Origin of the sequence: Arthrobacter sp. NPDC089319, assembly GCF_040684925.1 — a bacterium.
In the GTDB taxonomy this organism is placed as follows: Bacteria; Actinomycetota; Actinomycetes; order Actinomycetales; family Micrococcaceae; genus Crystallibacter.
The window spans coordinates 39,152-56,819 of the sequence record NZ_JBFBGZ010000011.1 but is presented as its reverse complement, the minus strand read 5'-3'; the positions used below and the strand labels follow the sequence as shown (position 1 = coordinate 56,819).

Sequence of the window (17,668 nt, the reverse complement as noted above, 5' to 3'; positions counted from 1 at the left end):
CCGCAACCGGCGCTGCTCTGCTACCTTGGCAGTGTGCTCACGGTCATAGGCGAGGCGCTGGTGGACGTGGTCCGGTCCGACACCAGGCCGCCCCGTGCGCATGTCGGCGGAAGCCCGATGAACGTGGCGGTGGGGCTGGCGAGGCTGGGCCATTCCGTCCAGTTCGTCGGCCGGTACGGCAGGGACCAGTACGGGGACCTGGTCCACGGCCATCTGCGCCGCAACTCCGTGCTGGTGCCGCTGGACCCGGATGCCTCGCCCACCAGCACCGCCACCGCCAGCCTGGATCCCACCGGTGCCGCGCGCTACTCGTTTGACCTGCTCTGGGAACTGCCGGAGCTCGAGCAGGTCCGGCCCCGCCTCCTCGATGAGACGGTCTGGCTGCACACCGGCTCCATCGCCACCATGCTGGAGCCCGGTGCGCACAAGGTGTTCCGGACCGTGCAGCGGGCGCACCCCAGGGCCCTGGTCAGCTACGACCCGAACTGCCGGCCCACGCTGATCACCGACCGGGACTTTGCCCGCCGCCAGGCCGAAAAGTTCATGGTGCTGGCGGACGTGGTCAAGGCCTCCAACGAAGACCTGGAGTGGCTGTACCCGGACCGCACCGTAGAAGAGACGGCACGGGACTGGCTAAAGCAAGGGCCGGCCGTAGTGGTAGTCACGCATGGGGCCAAGGGCAGCTGGGGAGTGGTCCGCGCCGGATCGGCTCAGGTCGCCGCTCCGGCGGTGCCCGTGGTAGACAGCGTGGGAGCCGGCGACGCCTATATGTCCGGGCTGCTCGATGCCCTGCTGGCGGCAGGGTTTTCCGGCTCCGCGCGGCGGGAGAGGCTGCGGGACATGGCCACCTCCACGCTGGAAGACCTGATGGTCCACGCCGCCCGATCCGCAGCCATCACGGTATCCAGGGCAGGGGCCAACCCGCCGCATCGGGACGAGTTCGGCTAGCCCGGCGTCCGGCGGCCGCTTCGTCCCTAGACTGGTGCAATGCGCCTTATCGCCAGCGACCTGGACGGAACCATCATCGGCCGGGACGGGAAAATCAGCCTCCGCACCGTCCGTGCCTTCCGCGGCGCCGCGGCCGCCGGCGTCGAAATTGTCTTTGTGACCGGCCGTCCGCCGCGCTGGCTCACCCCGCTGGCCGAGCAGATCGGCCACCGCGGCCGGGTGATCTGCTCCAACGGCGCCGTGGTCTATGACCTGGAGTCCGGCCAGGTTCTCTCGGCACAGGCGCTGCCGTACCAGAACATCCTCGACGTGCGCCGCATCATCCTGCGCCTGCACCCGTCGGCGACTTTCGCGGCGGAAACCACCGAGGGCTTTCAACTGGAACCGGGCTTTCTCCAGCCAGGCACGGTGGAGCTGCTGGACGGCATCGTGCCCAAGCTGCTGCCGGAGAGCCTGCGCCGCTCCGATGCGGTGGTGAAGCTATTGGCCCGCGGCACCGACCTGGACCCGGACGATTTCCTGGCGGAAGTTGGCCCGGCGGTGGGCCATCTCGCGGCCGTTACGCATTCGGCGCCGGGCAACCCGCTGCTGGAAATGGCCCGGCCGGGAGTCAACAAGGCGGTCACCCTGGCCGAGTACGCGGGGTCGCTGGGTATCGACGCCCTGGACGTGGTGGCCTTCGGCGACATGCCGAACGACATCGAGATGCTGCAGTGGGCCGGGGCGGGGTACGCCATGGCCTCCGGACATCGGCGGGCTCTCGAAGCGGCTCCGTTCCGTGCTCCGGCTTTTCATGACGACGGCGTTGCCCAAGTGATCGAGGACCGGTTGGCGGGCCGTCCGCAGACACCGCAGGGACCGGTGGCCACCGCCTGATTCCTTGGCTCAGGAGCCGAGGCCGGCTCCAACCGCCGCCTGCAGGCCGGCGTCCGGGCCTTCGGAAAGATACCGTCGGGCAAACCAGCTGGGGCCCACGGTCCGTTGCCTCGCGGGCAGGTCCACGTCCGCGCAAATCAACTCTTCAAACGGGCCGGCCTCGGCGGAAATGCCGGTGCCCGGCGCGGCAATGAAGCTGTGGCCCGGGCCGTTCCACGCCACCGCCGGCGCCGGTCCGCCGCGCCGGGCCAGTGCACGGAACCAGCCGTCACACCCTGCGCTTCCACCGGGCACCAGCAGCAGTTGGGCGCCCTCGTCGGAAACCAGCCGGCGGCGCGAGCGGTCGGCGCCCCAGGCGGCCGCACCGGCGTCGTCCTCGGTCGCCAAGCACATCAGGCGCCCGTTCAGCGGCACCACAGCGGCGGAGGCCGTGCAGGCCTGGAGCTCGCCGGCGGCGTCCAGCAGCCAGAGTTCGGTGCCGCTGCCGGCGGCCACCGCCACACCGTGGCGCGCGGCAAGCACGCCCAACTCGCGGCGGAAGCCCGGTGCGAAACCCGAGGGGAGCACCAGCAGTTGGGCGCTCCGGCCGGCAGCCTGTTCCAGCCAACGCCGGCTGCGCAGCGCAGCACCGTCGCCGTGCAGCCCGGCGGCCTGCACAAGGGCAATGCGCATGGGTTCCTCCTGGTCGGCAACGGCGGGCGGGCCGGTAGAGTACCGGATGTGAGCAGCGCCAGCCCGTACTTCAATCCTACGTTTCCCCGGTCCGGGCAGAACCGGCCGCTGGCAATGTCCCACCGTGGCTTTTCCTTGGCGGGGCAGGAAAACTCGATGGCCGCCTTCCGCGCCGCCGTCGAATTGGGCTTCCGCTACCTGGAAACCGACGTCAGGACCACCCGCGACGGCGTCCTGATGGCGTTCCACGATCCAACGCTGGAACGCACCACCGACGGGCGTGGCGAACTCACCGCGCACACGGCCGGACAGTTGGCGCAGTTGCGGATCTCCGGGGAGCCGATTCCCACCTTCGAGGAGCTGCTGGCCGCATGGCCGGATGTATGCCTCAACGTGGATGTGAAGGACATGGCCGCGGCGGACGAGCTGGCCCGGCTGATCGAGGCCTATGGGGCGCATGACCGCGTACTGGTAGCGTCATTTTCGGACCGCCGGCGCTTCCGTGTGCTCCGAGGGCTTCGCCAGCCGGTCGCGGGCTCGGCCGGCGTGTATGCCACCGCAGGAATTTATCTGCTGGGCTTCGTGGGGCTGGCCAAACCGCTGGCCCGGCTGCTTCGGGTGCATGCCGTGCAGGTGCCGGTGAAGTACGGCCGGTTCACGGTCCTTACGGAAGGATTCGTGCGGCGGTGCCACCGCGCCGGCCTCCAGGTGCATGTGTGGACCATCAACGAGCGCGCCGAAATGCAGCGGCTGTTGGCACTCGGCGTGGACGGATTGATCTCCGACCGTGCCGACATCCTGGCCGACGTCATGGCCGAACGCGGCAACTGGCCGCAGAGGGAGACAACATGAAGGTCTTGATTGCACCGGACAAGTTCAAGGGAACGCTCTCTGCGGCCGAGGCTGCCAGCGCAATGGCCGACGGCGTGCTGCGCGTCTATCCGGATGCCCACGTGCAGTTGCTTCCCCTGGCCGACGGCGGCGAAGGCACCTTGGAGGCCGCTCTGGCCGCGGGCGCGATTGAGCACACCGACCGCGTAGTCGGGCCCTTGGACCGGGAAGTGACCGCGTCCTGGGCGATGTTTGAACGGCCGGATCATAAAATCGCGGTGATCGAGACCGCGCGGGCTTCCGGACTGCTGCTCACCGAACCGAGTGTGCAGTCGGCACTGGCGGCCCATTCTTACGGCAGCGGCCAGTTGATCGAGGCGGCCCTGAACGCCGGCGCCACCGAAATCGTGCTGGGCGTCGGCGGCTCCGCCATGACCGACGGCGGCTCCGGCGCCCTGCGCGCCCTCGGCCTGAGCATTTACAACGACGGCGGCGCCGAAGTGCTGCTCGGCGGTGCCGCCTTGGCAACGGCCGAGCTCCTGGATGCCGCCGGCTTGGACCCGCGGTTGGCGGAGACCGTCATCCGGATTGCGGCCGATGTGGTCAATCCCCTGCACGGCCCGGACGGCGCCGCGCACGTCTTCGGTGAACAGAAGGGGGCCGATGCGGTCTCGCGCCGGCTGCTGGACGAAGCGCTGCAGCGCTGGTCGCAGCTGCTGATGCAGGCTACAGGCCGCGACGTGAACGTAGAAGGTGCCGGAGCGGCGGGCGGCTTTCCGTCCGGATTCATGGCGCTGGCCGATGTCCGCATGGAGCGGGGCTTCGATGTTGTCGCAGACCTCGTGGGGCTGGACGCGGCACTGGCCGATGCCGACCTGGTGCTGACCGGCGAGGGCTCGCTGGACCGGCAATCGGAGTTCGGCAAGGTGCCGCTGGGCGTGGCCGGACGCGCCCACGCGCGGGGAATCCCCGCCGTCGTGGTTGCTGGTCAGATCAGTCTGGCGCCGGACAAGCTGGCCGAGTACGGCGTGCATGCGGCCGCCAGCCTGGTGGAGGCCGCCCGCGGCGAGGAGCAGGCGATGGCGCACGCCGCGCGCTATGTCACGTTGGCCACGCAGCAGGCCCTCGAAGGGGCCTGAGCCAGCGGCCAGACCTATCATGAGGGCATGAGCAGTACCTTGGTCCCGTCTACCGCGGCGGTGCGTCAGCGCTTCCTTCCCTCCCTCGTTCTCTGGCTGGCCCTTCCGATGGCGGTGCTGGTGCCGCTGTGGGTGGTGGCGGGACGGTGGCTGTTCGGGATCGGCGGCCAGATGGTGCTGTGGCTGGGCATCAGCCTGGGCCCCGCGCTGCTGGTGCTGCTGTTGCTGACCGGCATCAAGCTGGCCGAGGCGGCGCGCCGGGGCGTGCTGCTTCCGGTGCGGTCAGTGGTGGCACCGGCCCTCGCCTGGCTGGCGGCGATCGCCTTTGGATTCACCGTTCCGGACTTCGGCGGCGGAGCCGGAGACGGCACCTCCGTCATGTCGCTGCTGGCCGGTCCGTCCGCCCTGGGGATGTCTACCGCGCTGTGCAACCCGTGCGGCATCATCGCGGTGGCGTTGACGATCGCGTCCACCGTGTTCGCCTTCCGCGCCGCGGCCGCTGGCCGGAAGGTGGCGGATCCCGCGCCCGGCCAGTGACTGAGCACGCTGCGGCTGAGGCTGCTGGGCTAGGGCTGTTGCGCCTCGCGGTTGCGCCGGACGTGGCTGCGGGCATGCTCTACCGCGGCGTCCAATTCACCGAACAGATGCTTGTGGTGCCGCAGCGACTCCAGGACACCCACCCGGCGGGCCAACTGCAGGTGCCGGTCCTGAATACCCTTGATGAGCACGGTGATGCCCCGGCGCTCCAAGGCAGTGACCAGATCGGCAATGACTTTCGCCCCGGTGGCGTCGAGGATCTGCAGCTGGGACATCCGGATGATCACCACCTGGACGTTGCGGATGGCGCCAGCGCGCTCCAAGACGCGGTCCGCCACACCGAAGAACAGGGCGCCGTCCAGCCGGAATACCGCGATCTGCTCATCACCGTCCTGCGCCGGACCGGGGATTTCCTCCCGGTGCACCCCGCTGGAATTGACCAGCGACCGGAGGGCAAAGAACGCCGCCACGACGATGCCGATGACCACGGCCTGGATCAGGTCGAAGGACACGGTAATGATCGCGGTGACGATGAAGACCGTGCTGTCCGCCCGGGTGGAACCCAGCACGCTGCGCAGGGTGCTGGCGGAGACCATCCGGAAGGCTGTCACCATCAGGACGCCGGACAGGGCTGCCAGCGGGATCTGCGAGACCGGCCCGGTGGCAAAATAGACCACGCCCAGCAACACCAGCGAATGCACGACGGCGGAGGCCCGGGTGCGTGCTCCGGCCCGGATATTGACGGCGGTCCGTGCAATGGCGCCGGTGGCCGGCATCCCGCCAAAGAAGCCGGAGGCCAGCGAGGCCAGGCCCTGCCCCACTAGTTCGCGGTCCGCGTCGTAGGGCCCGGTGTCGGAGATGGAGGCGGCGACCCGGGCGGAGAGCAATGACTCGATGGCGGCCAGCGCCGCGATGGTCACGGCCGGTCCGGCCAGCGCGGCGACCAAGGCCGGATCGATGGACGGCACGGACGGGGCCGGCAGGGCACTGGGCAGGGCGCCGATCCGGGTGACCTCCAGCCCGGCCAGCTGGGCCACCAGGGTGGCGACGACGATGCCGATGATCGAACCGGGCAGCTGGGGATGGATTTTGGGTGCCCCCAGCATGATGGCAGCCACGATCAGCACGAGGACGATGGGCCAGAACATGCCGGCCAGGGTTGCGGTGCCCAGTGCCTGGACCGCGGAGACTGCCGCGTTCGTGCTCGGGCCGGGTTCGGTCCCGAAGGCAGCCGGGACTTGCTGCAGGAAAATGATGACGGCGATACCCAGCGTAAAGCCCTCGATCACCGGCCAGGGGATGAAGCTGACCGCGCGGCCGAGCTTCAGCACGCCGGCCACGAGCACTATGAGGCCCGCCATCAGGGTCACCACGGCCAGCGAGGAGATTCCGTAGCTGGCGATGACCGGTGCTAGCACTACGACCATGGCTCCGGTGGGACCGGACACCTGGATGTTGGAGCCGCCGAAAACAGCGGCGACGATGCCGGCGATGACGGCGGTGATCAGACCGGAGGCGGCGCCCGCGCCCGAGCTAACGCCGAAGGCCAGCGCCAGCGGCAGGGCAACAATGCCGACCGTGATGCCGGCCATGAGGTCGTTTTTCCACGTACGCGGCAGCTGGGCGTAATCGGCGGCACCGGGCAGCAGGGCAGCGGCTCCCTTGACAGCTTTCACCGTAAGGGCGCCGATTCTGTGGCGGCTCCTGCTGCTGGGGCGGACTCGCCGGCCGGCGGGCCGAAGCCGGCCAGTTGCTGCGTGGTGGTGTGCAGGAGTTGCTGCAGCAGGCTGCGTGCAACGGTCAGCAAGTCGGCTACTTGGGGATAGGCCAGGCGGTAGAAGACCTGAACGCCGCGCCGCTCGGCCAAAACCAGGTTGTGCCGCCGCAGCACGGCTAGATGCTGGGACAAATTAGACGCTTCCTGATGCGTGCCGTGCATCAGATCGGTCACGGTTACTTCAGTCGAATCTGCGAGCAGTTCCAGCACTCGGATCCTCACCGGGTGGGAAAGTCCTTTGAACAGGTTCGCTTTGACTTCGTAGAGCGGGGCATCGGCAGCGGGAAAGCGGTCCACGGAATTCCTTTAGCAGTTTATTACTTTAGGATTCCATCATATAGCGGTCCGGCGTTCCCGGGACAGCCGGCGCCGCAGCGAAGGGTGGATCCTCCACTTTGGCCGCCGGAAGTCCTCGTCGAGGCCCGGGGCTAGCTTTCGTGCCGGAAGCCGAGCTTGATGGTCACCTGCCAGTCCGAGACCTTGCCCTCGTTGAGGTGGCCGCGTACGGACTTCACCTCGAACCAGTCGAGGTTGCGCAACGTCTTGGATGCTTCGGCGATGGCGTTGGACACCGCGGCGTCGATGCCATCCGGCGACGTTCCCACAATCTCCGTGACGTTGTAAACGTGGTTGGCCATGCTTCCTCCTTGCGGACGTTCCCGGGGTGGACTCCCCGAGGATGTCAGCAACGCTAGCGGCGGGCCTTCCCTCGGTCTAGGTCCGGACGGCACGGAAGCAGGGCGGCGCAGCCAGTTGGCCGCGCCAGCGGCGGCCGGTTAGCCGAGCTTGGAGGGCTTGACGCCTTCGTCTTCGGCCGAATCCACCGGCTCGGTGCCGCGCCAGCGGGCCACCACACTCATGCCGTGGAAGATGATCAGTGCGGCTGCGGTGCCCAGTGCGATGCCTTCGAACGTGAGCTCGCCAACCGTCCAGGTGAAGTTGGCAATGCCAACCACCAGGGATACTCCGGCCACGGACAGGTTGATCGGGTTCGCAAAGTTCACCCGGTTCTGCACCCAGATCCGTACACCGAGAATGCCGATCATGCCGTAGAGCACCACGCCGGCACCGCCCAAGACCCCCACCGGAACGGTGGCGATGGCGGCTCCGAACTTCGGGAACAGGCTGAGCAGGATGGCGACGGTGCCTGCCACCCAGTAGGCGGCGGTGGAGTAGACCTTGGACGCTGCCATCACGCCGATGTTCTCGGCGTAGGTGGTGGTGCCGGACCCGCCGCCGCTGCCGGCCAACATCGTGGCCAGGCCGTCGGCCATCAGCGCGCGGCCGGTCACCGGGTCAAGGTCCTGTCCGGTCATCGCCGATACCGACTTCACGTGGCCGATGTTCTCTGCCACCAGCACCAAAACCACCGGGACGAACAGGCCGATCACGGAGATGTGGAACTCCGGGGCATGGAAGGTTGGCAGCCCGATCCAGGCAGCATCATTGATTGCGGAGAAGTCCACCTCTCCGAGCAGGACGGCCACCAGATAACCGACCAGTACGCCCACCAGGATGGAGAGCCGGCCCAGCAGTCCGCGGAACAGCACGGTCGTCAGCAGGATTGCCACGACCGTGATGAGCGCCGTCACCGGCCCCTTCTCGAAGTTGGCCTTGGCTGTCGGCGCCAGGTTGAGTCCGATCAGCGCCACGATGGCACCGGTCACCACCGGCGGCATCACGATATGGATCCAATGCGTGCCGGCCTTATGCACGATGAGGCCGATCAGGAAGAGCACCGCGCCCGCCATAATCAGGCCGCCGAGCGCTCCGCCCATGCCGTGCTGGTTCATGGCGGCGCTGATCGGAGCAATGAACGCGAAGCTGGAGCCCAGGTAGCTGGGGATACGGCCGGCCGTGATCAGCAGGAACAGGATGGTGCCGACGCCGGAGAAAAGCAACGTGGTGGCCGGCGGAAACCCGGTCAGCAGTGGAACCAGGAAAGTGGCGCCGAACATGGCGATCACATGCTGGGCACCAATGCCGATGGTGCGTGGCCACGTGAGGCGCTCATCGGGAGCGACGAAGCTGCCGGGCTTGATAGTCCTGCCATCTCCGTGGATTTTCCAGTCTGTGCCCAGCCTGCTCATGCGTGTGCCTTCTAACGACAAGGGGGAATGATTCGTGCAGAATGTTACCGGTGGGTAGCTTGTCGCGGCCGACAGCATGCCCGCACATATTTTAGCGGCAGATCGGATGGCTGCGCGGCGGCCCGGAACGAACGGATGAACGTGGGCATTTCAGTAAGCGAACGGACTGTACTCATCACCGGCGGAGCTATGGGAATGGGCCGGCTGTATGCGGAACGCGCGGTGAGTGAGGGTGCCAAGGCCGTCATCCTCTGGGACCGCGACGCCAAAGCCTTGGCGGCTAGTGCCGCAGAAATCCAGTCCCTGGGCGGCTCCAGGATCCACACCTATGCGCTCGATGTGTCCTCGCTCGAGGAGGTGACCCAGGCGGCCACGGCAACAATGTCCGACGCGGATGTGCCCGATGTTCTGATCAACAACGCCGGCATTGTGCGCAGCGCGTACTTCTGGGACCACACGGACGCGGATATCGACGCCGTGATGCAGGTCAATACGCTGGCGCCCATGCACGTGACCCGGTCCTTCCTGCCCCGGATGATCGAACGGCCCACGCCGGCCCGCATCCTCAACGTCGCCTCGGCCTCGGGGACGCTTTCGGTGCCCAAGATGAGCGTCTATACCGCGTCCAAATGGGCGGTGATCGGCTGGAGCGATTCCGTCCGGCTGGAACTGGAGGAGGCAGGCCACGGCCATGTGCGGGTGACCACGCTCATTCCCAGCTACATCAAGACCGGGATGTTCGAAGGGGCGCGCGGGCCGCTGCTCACGCCGCTGATGGAACCCGAATACGTCGTGAACAGGGCCTGGACGGCGCTGATGGAGGGCAAAGCACGTGTGCAGCTTCCCTGGACGGTGCCGCTCGGCAGCGCGCTGCGCGGGGTTCTGCCCCAGCCCGTCTGGGACGTTGTGGCCGGGCGGGTCTTCCAGGTCTACCGGTCAATGGACCATTTCACCGGACGGCCGACGCCGAGGCCAGACGCGGCGCCTGCTGCCAACGGCGGCCCCTCCCGCACCAGTGCAAGCGGAACCACCGCATGAGCGTGCGAACCGACGCCCCTGCCGTAGCAGACACGGTTGCAGCGGTCCGGAAAATCTACGATTCGGGCAGGACACGCCCGCTGGCCTGGCGCCGTGACCAGTTGCAGGCCTTAATCCGGCTGCTGACCGAAGCTGAAGCCGAGCTCAGCGCCGCACTGCGGCGTGACCTCGGCAAGAACGCGCTGGAAAGCTACCTGACCGAAATCTCGATAGTCCGGTCCGAAGCCGGACACGCGCTCAGCCGCCTTGGCGAGTGGACCCGCAGCCGCCGGGTGCCGGTCCCGCTGGGCTTGCTGCCGGCGTCGGCCCGGACCGAACCGCAGCCGCTGGGTGTGGTGCTCATCATCGCGCCGTGGAATTACCCGGTCCAGCTGCTCCTGGCGCCGTTGGTCGGGGCCCTGGCGGCGGGCAACGCGGCTGTGCTCAAGCCCAGCGAACTGGCGCCGGCCACGTCCCGGACCTTGGCGCGACTGCTGCCCGGATACTTGGATCCCGAGGCGGTCACGGTGGTGGAAGGCGGACGGGAGGAGTCCACGGCGCTGCTTGCCGAACGCTTCAACCACATCTTCTTCACCGGCGGAGAACAGGTGGGCAAGGTGGTCCTGCGCGCTGCAGCCGAGCACCTGACCCCGGTGACCCTGGAGCTGGGAGGCAAGTCCCCCGCCGTCGTGATGGGCGGCAATCTGCGCGCCGCCGCGCGCCGACTGGTCTATGCGAAGCTGCTGAACGCGGGCCAAACCTGCGTCGCACCGGACTATGTCCTGACAACCGAAGCGTTGGCGCCGTCGCTGGTGAAGCAGCTCGCTAGGGCAGTCCGCGAGATGTTCGGCGAAGACCCGGCCAAGAGCGCGGACTTCGGCCGGATAGTGAACGAAGGCCACTTCGACAGACTGGCGTCCTACCTGGCCGACGGTACGGTGGCGTCCGGCGGGCGGACCGACCGGGAGCAGCTGTACATCGAACCCACCGTGCTGACCAAGGTCTCCCCGGACGCTGCAGTGATGCAGGAGGAGATCTTCGGACCGATCCTGCCCGTCCTGACCGTTGCAGACCTTGGCGAGGCGATGAGCTTCATCAACTCCCGGCCGGCACCGCTGGCCGCCTATCTGTATTCATCCTCCGATGCCGAGCAGCGCCGCTTCGAGCACGGGATCCGGGCCGGGAGCATCAGTCACAACGCCAGCACCATCCAGCTGGCCGTGCCGGAACTGCCCTTCGGAGGCGCTGGCGCCAGCGGAATGGGCGCCTACCACGGCAAACACTCCTTCGATACGTTCAGCCAGCTCCGCCCGGTCTTTTCCAAGGGGACGCTGCTGGACACGCTGCGTGTTGCCTACCCCCGGTACAGCGCGGCCAAGACCCGGATCCTCCGCCGCCTGCTCTAGGCCGGTGCCCACGACCCCCTCCGCCGGCGCGGAGGGGGCAAGGTCATGCCGCTAGGCGATGACGGCGTCCACAATCGCCTTGGCTTCTGCCTGCACCTGCACCAGATGCTCCGACCCGCGGAACGATTCGGCATAGATCTTGTACACGTCCTCGGTGCCGGAGGGCCGCGCTGCAAACCAGGCGTTTTCGGTGGTGACCTTGAGGCCGCCGATGGCCGCGCCGTTGCCCGGCGCTTCGGTCAGCTTGGCGGTGATGGGCTCGCCGGCCAGCTCCGTGGCGGCCACGTCCGCGGCGGACAGCTTGGCCAGTGCGGCCTTCTGCTCCCGGGTCGCTGCGGCGTCGATGCGGGCGTACGACGGCGATCCGAACTTTGCGGTCAGCCCGCCGTAGAGTTCTGACGGCGATTTCCCGGTGACGGCGCTGATTTCGGAAGCCAGCAGCGCCAGCAGGATGCCGTCCTTGTCGGTGGACCACGGCTTGCCGTCGAAGCGGACAAACGAGGCCCCGGCAGACTCCTCGCCGCCAAAGACGCCCTCGCCGGAGAGCAGGCCGGGCACGAACCATTTGAAGCCCACCGGCACTTCCACCAGTCGTCGGCCCAGGCCGGCCGCCACCCGGTCGATCATCGAGGAGGAGACCAGCGTCTTGCCCACCGCAGCACCGGCCGGCCAATCCGGCCGGTGCGTGTAGAGGTAGTCGATGGCCACGGCCAGGTAGTGGTTCGGGTTCATCAGCCCGGCGTCGGGGGTGACGATCCCGTGCCGGTCAGCATCGGCGTCGTTCCCGGTGGCAATGTCATAGGCGGCACCGCCGCCGCGCACCGCGTTGATCAGCGAAGCCATGGCCGACGGCGAGGAACAGTCCATCCGGATCTTCTCGTCCCAGTCCAGCGTCATGAAGGCCCACTGCGGGTCCACCGTCGGGTTGACCACCGTCAGGTCCAGCCGGTGCCGCTCGGCGATGGCACCCCAGTAATCCACCGAGGCCCCGCCCATCGGGTCCGCGCCGATCCGCACGCCGGCGTTCCGGATGGCGTCCAGATTCAGCACCTGGGGCAGGTCGTCCACGTAGGCGCCGAGGAAATCGTAGGTTCCCACCGCACCGGAGAACTGCGCCTGCCCCAGCGTCATCCGCTTCACCCCGCGCAGGCCGCCTTCCAGCAGCTCATTGGCGCGGGCGGCGATCCAGCCGGTGGCGTCCGAGTCGGCGGGACCGCCGTGCGGCGGGTTGTACTTGAAGCCGCCGTCGGCGGGCGGATTGTGCGAGGGTGTGATTACGATCCCGTCGCCCTGGGCATCGGGATGGGCGGCGTTGTGGGTCAGGATGGCGTGGCTGATGGCTGGCGTCGGAGTCCAGCCGGTGCGGGAGTCGACCAGCACGGTGACGCCGTTCGCGGCCAGGACTTCCAGGGCGGTGTCCTGGGCCGGATCGGACAGTGAGTGCGTGTCTTTGCCGACGAACAGCGGGCCGGCAATCCCCTGGCCGGCGCGGTACTCCACGATCGCCTGGGTGATGGCGGCGATGTGGTCCTCGTTGAAGGAGGCCTTGAGGCTGGAGCCGCGGTGCCCGGAGGTGCCGAAGGCCACGCGCTGGGCGGGGTCGGCCGGATCCGGCTTGATGTCGAAGTAGGCGTCCCGCAGCGCGGTCAGGTCTACAAGGTCGCTGGGGAGGGCTACGGTGCCCGCACGGTTTGCCATGCCACAAGCATGCCAAAAAACCCGGGGATCCGTAGCCGTCCGTGACGTATCCGCCGCCACACCCGCGGATCCGGGGCCGCGCCTAGACTGGAGGGGCACCCGCATAACAGCTGCACCAAGCGGCGAAACCACCCCAGGGGGAATCCAGAGCATGTCCGGCACGGAAAACAGGCCGCCCTTCAACGACCCGAAGCATCCGGGCTGGTACACGGATCCGAACGCCGGCCAGGCCATGCCGCAGCCGCCGGCGCTGCCCGATGCCCCCCATCCGTACGCTTACCAGCCCGGCCCCGGCGCCCAGCCGTACGCCGGCCAGCAGCCGTACGGCGGCCCGGACTACAACCAGCCGATGTATTACACGCCGCAGGCCCAGCCGAAGGGCCTGAGCATTGCGGCGCTGGTGCTGGGCATCGTCTCCGTGGTGACGTTCGGATTCATGTTCGTCCCGCAGATCCTGGCCATCGTGTTCGGTCACATCGCGCTGGGCAAGGAACCGGCCGCGCGCAGCCTGGCGCTGGCCGGCCTGATCATGGGCTACGCGGTGACCGGCATCTGGTGCCTGCTGATCTTCATCGGCGTCCTCGGCAGCATGTAGTCCCGCCCCGATCCACCCGGCTCCACCCACTATTCAGCTCCGGCCCTTCTGAACGCTCAGAAGGGCCGGAGCTGAATAGTGGATGAGTAAGACGCCGCTAACGACGGCGATGCCCGGGTGAGGATCCAATCCTCACCCGGGCAGCGCCGTCCTGCTTAATACCCGTTGTTAGCGGATGCCGCCCATCAGCTTCTTCAGCGACGGCACGGCGGCGGCCAGGCCGACGCCCAGGATGATCGCCACCACGCCGATGAAGCCGAAGTACGGGGCCTCATTGGTCGGGTCGTAGTAGCTGGCCAGGATGCCGGCCAGCGTGGTGCCCAGCGAGATGGACAGCAGGAACAGCGCCACCATCTGGGTCTGGAATGCCTTCGGGGCCAGCTTGGTGGAGACCGAGGAGCCGGTGGGGGAGAGGAACAGCTCCGCCATCGTGAACAGGAACAGGATGCCGACCATCGCCAGCAGCGGGGTGGAGTTGGCGCCGCCGCCGGCCAGCGGAATGAAGGCCAGGAACGCCAGGCCCATGACCACCAGGCCCAGGGCGAACTTCATCGGCGAGCTGGGCTGCTTCGGGCCGAGCTTGGTCCATACTGCGGCAAAGATGCCGGCGAAGATGATGATGAAGACCGGGTTGATGGACTGCACCCAGCTGGCCGGCATTTCCCAGCCGCCCAGCGAGCGGTCCAGCTGCTTGTCCGCGTACAGCGCCACCACGGTGAACTGCTGCTGGAACAGCGCCCAGAATGCGGCGGAGGCGATGAAGAGCGGGATGAAGGCATACACCCGCTTGCGTTCCACGCCGTCCACCTGCTTGCTGGAAAGGATCACCACGAAGTACACGACGGCGGCGATGATCGCCAGCCAGGCCATGATCGGGGCAAGGTTTTCGGCGGTGACAAAGCCGAACGCCACCAGCAGCACAATCACGACGACGCCGGTCGCGGCCACGGCGGCGACCTTGCCGTAGTTGCCGCGCGGCAGCGGGTTGGCCACGTGGTGCGAGGCCTCGGGGAGGTTCTTGCGGGTCAGCGCATACTGGGTCAGGCCGATTGCCATGCCCAGCGCGGCCAGGCCGAAGCCGTAGTGGAAGCCAAGCTGCACCTGGGCCAGGCCGGTCAGCAGCGGGCCGAACAGGCCGCCGATGTTCACGCCCATGTAGAAAATGGAGAAGCCGGCATCGCGGCGGTCGTCCTTCAGGCTGTACAGCGAGCCGACCAGCGAGCTGGCGGTGGCCTTCAGGCCGCCGGAGCCGATGGCCACCAGGATCAGGCCGACGGCCAGTCCCACGCCGCCCGGAAGCACGGCCAGCGCGATGTGCCCCAGCATCACCATGATGCCCGTGTAGAAGAGGACCTTCTCGGAGCCCAGAATGCGGTCGGCCACCCAGGCGCCCAGGATGGAGGAGAGGTAGACGCCGCCGCCGTAGGCGCCCACCAGGCCGGTGGCGATGCCTTCGTCGATGCCCAGGCCGCCCTCGGCGACCGAGTAGTACATGTAGTAGAGCAGGATGCCCTGCATGCCGTAGAAGGAGAAGCGCTCCCAGAGTTCTACGGAGAAAAGATTGGCCAGCATCCGCGGATGCCCGAAGAATGTTTTGCCGGTCTGACTGGACTTTATAGCTTGTTCCGGCTGCGGATTCCCGGACTGCACGGTATTGCTCACGGTGTTCAATTCTGACACTCAGCGACACGCATTGTCATATCCTTGCCGCGCGCAGGCGGGGGTGCTAATGCGTTTCCGCAGGTCAGCGCGGGGTTCTCCGGCGAGTCAGCGGACGTTCTCCAGTTGGGCGGCAACGGCCAGCAGTGCGGCCTCGGAGCCCGGCTTGCCGATCAGCTGGACCCCCATGGACAAGCCCTCTTCGGTGCTGCTGACCGGCACGGCAATGGCGGGCAGGCCGCAGACGTTGACCAGTGATGTGAACGGCGAATATTGGCATTGGCGCATGTAGTCAACGTCCGCGCGGGTGGAGGTGTACCAGCCCACCGGGCGCGGCGTTTGAGCCAGCGCCGGCGTGAGCATCAGGTCGTAGCGGCCGAACTGCGCCTGGGTGTCGTCCTGGAAGCGCGCAAGCACGGACAAAGCCTCCGCCAGCGCCTGGGGTGTGCGCTTTATGGCGCGGCGCCGGAAGGCCCGGGTGAGCGGCATGAGTTGCGCTTCGCGCCCGGCCGGCAGCTCCAGCCGGGCCAGGCCGGCGGTCCATACTGTGGCGAAGGCGTCCGGGTAGCGGTTGTCGTAGCGGACCTCAGCGTCCGCCAAATCGTGGCCCAGCCCCTGCAGCAACTCCAGGGCCGTCTCCAGTGCTTGGCTCGCCTCCGGCTCCAGCGAGAGCGGGTAGGCGGACTCGAACGGGGAGTCGGTGCTCACACCGATCCGGAAGCGGCCTTCGGCGCGGCGGGCGGCGTCGAGGAAGTGCGGTGCAGCGCCGGAGGCCGCCCGGGCCGAGGGTTCGTCGGCCATGGCGTCCATGAGCAGGCCCGCGTCGGCTGCGGTGCGGGCCAAGGGACCCGCCACCACCAGCTGGCCGGCGTCGTCGCCGGTAGTGCCGGCGGGCAGCCGGCCGCGCCCGGGTTTGAGCCCCACCAGCCCGGTGGCGGCCGCCGGGATCCGCACCGAGCCGCCGCCGTCGGAGCCCGGCGCGAACGGCAGCATGCCCGCGGCGACGGCCGCGGCGCTGCCGCCGGAGGAACCGCCCGGGCTCAGGGTAGGATCCAGCGGGTTGCGGGCCGGAGGCGCCACGCGGTTCTCGCTGTAGGAGGTTAGGCCGAATTCCGGCACCTGGGTCTTGCCCAGGGTGATGCTGCCGGCGGATTCGAGCACCTCGACTAAGGGGTGGTTCGCCAGCGCCGGCCGGTGATCCAGCGCGGCGCTGCCGTGCGTTGTCGGGAGGCCGGCCACGTCGGTGAGGTCCTTGTACGCCAGCGGAAGTCCGTGCAGCGGGCCCAGCGTCCCGCCGCGGGCCTGGTGGTCGTCCGCGGCGCGCGCCTGCTTGAGCGCCTGGTCGGCGCCGACCGTGATGAAGGCGCCGAGCCGCGGATTAAGCGCCTCGATCCGGCGGAGATAGTGGTCCGTCAGTTCCCGGGCCGACAGTTCGCCGCGGGCCACGGCGTCGCGCTGGGCAACCGCCGTCAAATCATGCAATGCAGTCATCGCCCGTAACTGTAGCCCCGGGCGGCGGTGCGGGCCAATCCCGCTGTGTCCCGCTGCGGGCAGCCTGTCCCGTTCAGCCGAGGAAGCGGGCTTCGATCGGCTCCTCGACGGCGATGGCTTCGGGCCCGTCGCCGGCCTGGGCGGTCACCCGGTAGGCCAGCTTCCCTTCGGTCTCGCTCACCGCCCCCGCCAACTCGATGCCGTGGTAGACCAGCCCAACGCCGTCGTCGGTGCAATGTGTTTCGCCCAGGATGCCGTCCGCCACCAGTCGGTGTACCAGCGGCCGGCGCTGCGGTTCCGAGTCGTAGTGGACGCCGTTGTCATAGGGCAGCAGCGCCAGGCCGTTGGTGACCGGCCGCAGCTCGGGACCGAAGGAGTCGGTGGTGCCGCCGCGGAACCAGCAGATGGAGCCAGCGGAGACGCCCGCCAGCACCACGCCGGCCTGCCAGACGCGCCGGAAAATGGTATCCAGTCCGTGCACCCGCCACACGGCCAGCAGGTTCGCCACCGAACCGCCGCCCACCCACACCACATCCTGGCCGAGCAGGTGCTCTTCGATGTCGGGCACGTTCGGCATGGTGAACAGGTTCAGATGGCTCAGGTCATAGCCGGCCGCGCGGGCTGCCTCGTCCAGTTCGGCCTGGAACCAGCGCTGGTCGCCCCCAGCCGTGCCCAAGTGGGTCAGCCGCGGCGCCCGCCCGGTGGCCCCGGACAGTTCGACGGCGTGGTGCACCAGGTGGTTGAACGCGATCCGGCTGCGCACTCCGGCTTTGAAACCTCCGGACGTGGCCAGGATGGTCGGCTGGTCTGCGGCCATGGGTACCCCTGTCTCGTTAAGGTGCAGCGGACGATCCCACTATAGGCTTGTGATGCGGCCGAATTGCCGGGACGCGTGCTAAAGAAATCATCAGCGGCAGCACTGGCTGCCGCGG

At 68.2% G+C, this 17,668-nt stretch carries 17 protein-coding genes; 8 read left to right on the top strand and 9 right to left on the bottom strand.

All coding sequences use genetic code 11. The features are described 5' to 3' along the window. Positions 1–33 precede the first annotated feature (33 nt). Positions 34–948, top strand: coding sequence for a carbohydrate kinase (locus tag AB0N75_RS15585; protein WP_364651754.1), 915 nt, complete (start codon positions 34–36; stop codon positions 946–948). Positions 949–987: 39 nt separating this feature from the next. Further along, positions 988–1,824, top strand: coding sequence for an HAD family hydrolase (locus AB0N75_RS15580; RefSeq protein WP_364651753.1), 837 nt, complete (start codon positions 988–990; stop codon positions 1,822–1,824). Positions 1,825–1,833: 9 nt separating this feature from the next. Here AB0N75_RS15580 and AB0N75_RS15575 read toward each other — a convergent pair whose 3' ends face one another. After that, a complete protein-coding gene (locus tag AB0N75_RS15575) occupies positions 1,834–2,496 on the bottom strand; it encodes a hypothetical protein (protein WP_364651751.1) in 663 nt (220 codons plus the stop codon). Between the two features lie 48 nt (positions 2,497–2,544). Here AB0N75_RS15575 and AB0N75_RS15570 point away from each other — a divergent pair, with 48 nt between their 5' ends. The 3 genes from AB0N75_RS15570 to AB0N75_RS15560 are packed head-to-tail and all read left to right on the top strand — an operon-like array spanning position 2,545 to position 5,003. Then, complete coding sequence (locus AB0N75_RS15570; RefSeq protein WP_364651749.1) at positions 2,545–3,348, top strand: glycerophosphodiester phosphodiesterase; 804 nt, start codon at positions 2,545–2,547, stop codon at positions 3,346–3,348. After that, the gene (locus tag AB0N75_RS15565; protein WP_364651747.1) at positions 3,345–4,466 is read left to right on the top strand and encodes a glycerate kinase; all 1,122 of its coding nucleotides are present in this window, start codon (positions 3,345–3,347) and stop codon (positions 4,464–4,466) included. Before AB0N75_RS15570 ends, AB0N75_RS15565 begins: the two co-directional genes overlap by 4 nt. A 27-nt stretch (positions 4,467–4,493) precedes the next feature. Then, the gene (locus tag AB0N75_RS15560) at positions 4,494–5,003 is read left to right on the top strand and encodes a hypothetical protein (RefSeq protein WP_364651745.1); all 510 of its coding nucleotides are present in this window, start codon (positions 4,494–4,496) and stop codon (positions 5,001–5,003) included. A 29-nt stretch (positions 5,004–5,032) separates the two neighbouring features. Here AB0N75_RS15560 and AB0N75_RS15555 read toward each other — a convergent pair whose 3' ends face one another. The 4 genes from AB0N75_RS15555 to AB0N75_RS15540 all read right to left on the bottom strand — a co-directional run bounded on the left by AB0N75_RS15555 (position 5,033) and on the right by AB0N75_RS15540 (position 8,870). Continuing rightward, a complete protein-coding gene (locus tag AB0N75_RS15555; protein ID WP_364651743.1) occupies positions 5,033–6,679 on the bottom strand; it encodes a SulP family inorganic anion transporter in 1,647 nt (548 codons plus the stop codon). Further along, entirely contained in the window at positions 6,676–7,077 is a 402-nt protein-coding gene (locus tag AB0N75_RS15550) for a metalloregulator ArsR/SmtB family transcription factor (RefSeq protein WP_364651741.1), read from the bottom strand. Before AB0N75_RS15550 ends, AB0N75_RS15555 begins: the two co-directional genes overlap by 4 nt. Positions 7,078–7,208: 131 nt before the next feature. Beyond that, entirely contained in the window at positions 7,209–7,418 is a 210-nt protein-coding gene (locus AB0N75_RS15545; protein ID WP_127513153.1) for a dodecin, read from the bottom strand. A gap of 138 nt (positions 7,419–7,556) precedes the next feature. Next, a complete protein-coding gene (locus tag AB0N75_RS15540) occupies positions 7,557–8,870 on the bottom strand; it encodes a solute carrier family 23 protein (RefSeq protein WP_364651739.1) in 1,314 nt (437 codons plus the stop codon). A gap of 135 nt (positions 8,871–9,005) precedes the next feature. Between AB0N75_RS15540 and AB0N75_RS15535 the strand changes: the two genes are divergently transcribed. Both AB0N75_RS15535 and AB0N75_RS15530 read left to right on the top strand, forming a co-directional pair. After that, a complete protein-coding gene (locus tag AB0N75_RS15535; RefSeq protein ID WP_364651737.1) occupies positions 9,006–9,908 on the top strand; it encodes an SDR family NAD(P)-dependent oxidoreductase in 903 nt (300 codons plus the stop codon). Continuing rightward, the gene (locus AB0N75_RS15530; protein WP_364651735.1) at positions 9,905–11,293 is read left to right on the top strand and encodes an aldehyde dehydrogenase family protein; all 1,389 of its coding nucleotides are present in this window, start codon (positions 9,905–9,907) and stop codon (positions 11,291–11,293) included. Before AB0N75_RS15535 ends, AB0N75_RS15530 begins: the two co-directional genes overlap by 4 nt. 51 nt (positions 11,294–11,344) lie before the next feature. Here AB0N75_RS15530 and pgm read toward each other — a convergent pair whose 3' ends face one another. Next, positions 11,345–12,991 carry a phosphoglucomutase (alpha-D-glucose-1,6-bisphosphate-dependent) gene (pgm, locus tag AB0N75_RS15525; protein ID WP_364651733.1) on the bottom strand — a complete coding sequence of 549 codons (1,647 nt, stop codon included), beginning with the start codon at positions 12,989–12,991 and terminating at the stop codon, positions 11,345–11,347. A gap of 151 nt (positions 12,992–13,142) precedes the next feature. On the opposite strand from pgm, the gene AB0N75_RS15520 reads away from it, so the two are divergent. Continuing rightward, on the top strand, positions 13,143–13,586 hold the full coding sequence (locus tag AB0N75_RS15520; RefSeq protein ID WP_364651731.1) for a DUF4190 domain-containing protein: 444 nt from the start codon (positions 13,143–13,145) through the stop codon (positions 13,584–13,586). Positions 13,587–13,754: 168 nt separating this feature from the next. On the opposite strand, the gene AB0N75_RS15515 is transcribed toward AB0N75_RS15520, so the two are convergent. From AB0N75_RS15515 to AB0N75_RS15505, 3 genes are all read right to left on the bottom strand, one after another. Continuing rightward, the gene (locus tag AB0N75_RS15515) at positions 13,755–15,236 is read right to left on the bottom strand and encodes a peptide MFS transporter (protein WP_364651841.1); all 1,482 of its coding nucleotides are present in this window, start codon (positions 15,234–15,236) and stop codon (positions 13,755–13,757) included. A gap of 117 nt (positions 15,237–15,353) precedes the next feature. Continuing rightward, the gene (locus AB0N75_RS15510) at positions 15,354–16,736 is read right to left on the bottom strand and encodes an amidase (RefSeq protein WP_364651729.1); all 1,383 of its coding nucleotides are present in this window, start codon (positions 16,734–16,736) and stop codon (positions 15,354–15,356) included. A gap of 73 nt (positions 16,737–16,809) precedes the next feature. Then, positions 16,810–17,553, bottom strand: a complete 744-nt coding sequence (locus tag AB0N75_RS15505) for a peptidase E (RefSeq protein WP_364651727.1) — start codon at positions 17,551–17,553, stop codon at positions 16,810–16,812. Positions 17,554–17,668 lie beyond the last annotated feature (115 nt).

What these genes read in the sequence shown, in the direction of transcription:
- AB0N75_RS15580 (WP_364651753.1), top strand. Translation starts at nt 988, where the DNA reads ATGCGCCTTATCGCCAGCGACCTGGACGGAACCATCATCGGCCGGGAC.
- AB0N75_RS15575 (WP_364651751.1), bottom strand. Translation starts at nt 2,496, where the DNA reads ATGCGCATTGCCCTTGTGCAGGCCGCCGGGCTGCACGGCGACGGTGCT.
- AB0N75_RS15565 (WP_364651747.1), top strand. Translation starts at nt 3,345, where the DNA reads ATGAAGGTCTTGATTGCACCGGACAAGTTCAAGGGAACGCTCTCTGCG.
- AB0N75_RS15560 (WP_364651745.1), top strand. Translation starts at nt 4,494, where the DNA reads ATGAGCAGTACCTTGGTCCCGTCTACCGCGGCGGTGCGTCAGCGCTTC.
- AB0N75_RS15545 (WP_127513153.1), bottom strand. Translation starts at nt 7,418, where the DNA reads ATGGCCAACCACGTTTACAACGTCACGGAGATTGTGGGAACGTCGCCG.
- AB0N75_RS15540 (WP_364651739.1), bottom strand. Translation starts at nt 8,870, where the DNA reads ATGAGCAGGCTGGGCACAGACTGGAAAATCCACGGAGATGGCAGGACT.
- AB0N75_RS15535 (WP_364651737.1), top strand. Translation starts at nt 9,006, where the DNA reads ATGAACGTGGGCATTTCAGTAAGCGAACGGACTGTACTCATCACCGGC.
- AB0N75_RS15530 (WP_364651735.1), top strand. Translation starts at nt 9,905, where the DNA reads ATGAGCGTGCGAACCGACGCCCCTGCCGTAGCAGACACGGTTGCAGCG.
- pgm (WP_364651733.1), bottom strand. Translation starts at nt 12,991, where the DNA reads ATGGCAAACCGTGCGGGCACCGTAGCCCTCCCCAGCGACCTTGTAGAC.
- AB0N75_RS15520 (WP_364651731.1), top strand. Translation starts at nt 13,143, where the DNA reads ATGTCCGGCACGGAAAACAGGCCGCCCTTCAACGACCCGAAGCATCCG.
- AB0N75_RS15510 (WP_364651729.1), bottom strand. Translation starts at nt 16,736, where the DNA reads ATGACTGCATTGCATGATTTGACGGCGGTTGCCCAGCGCGACGCCGTG.
- AB0N75_RS15505 (WP_364651727.1), bottom strand. Translation starts at nt 17,553, where the DNA reads ATGGCCGCAGACCAGCCGACCATCCTGGCCACGTCCGGAGGTTTCAAA.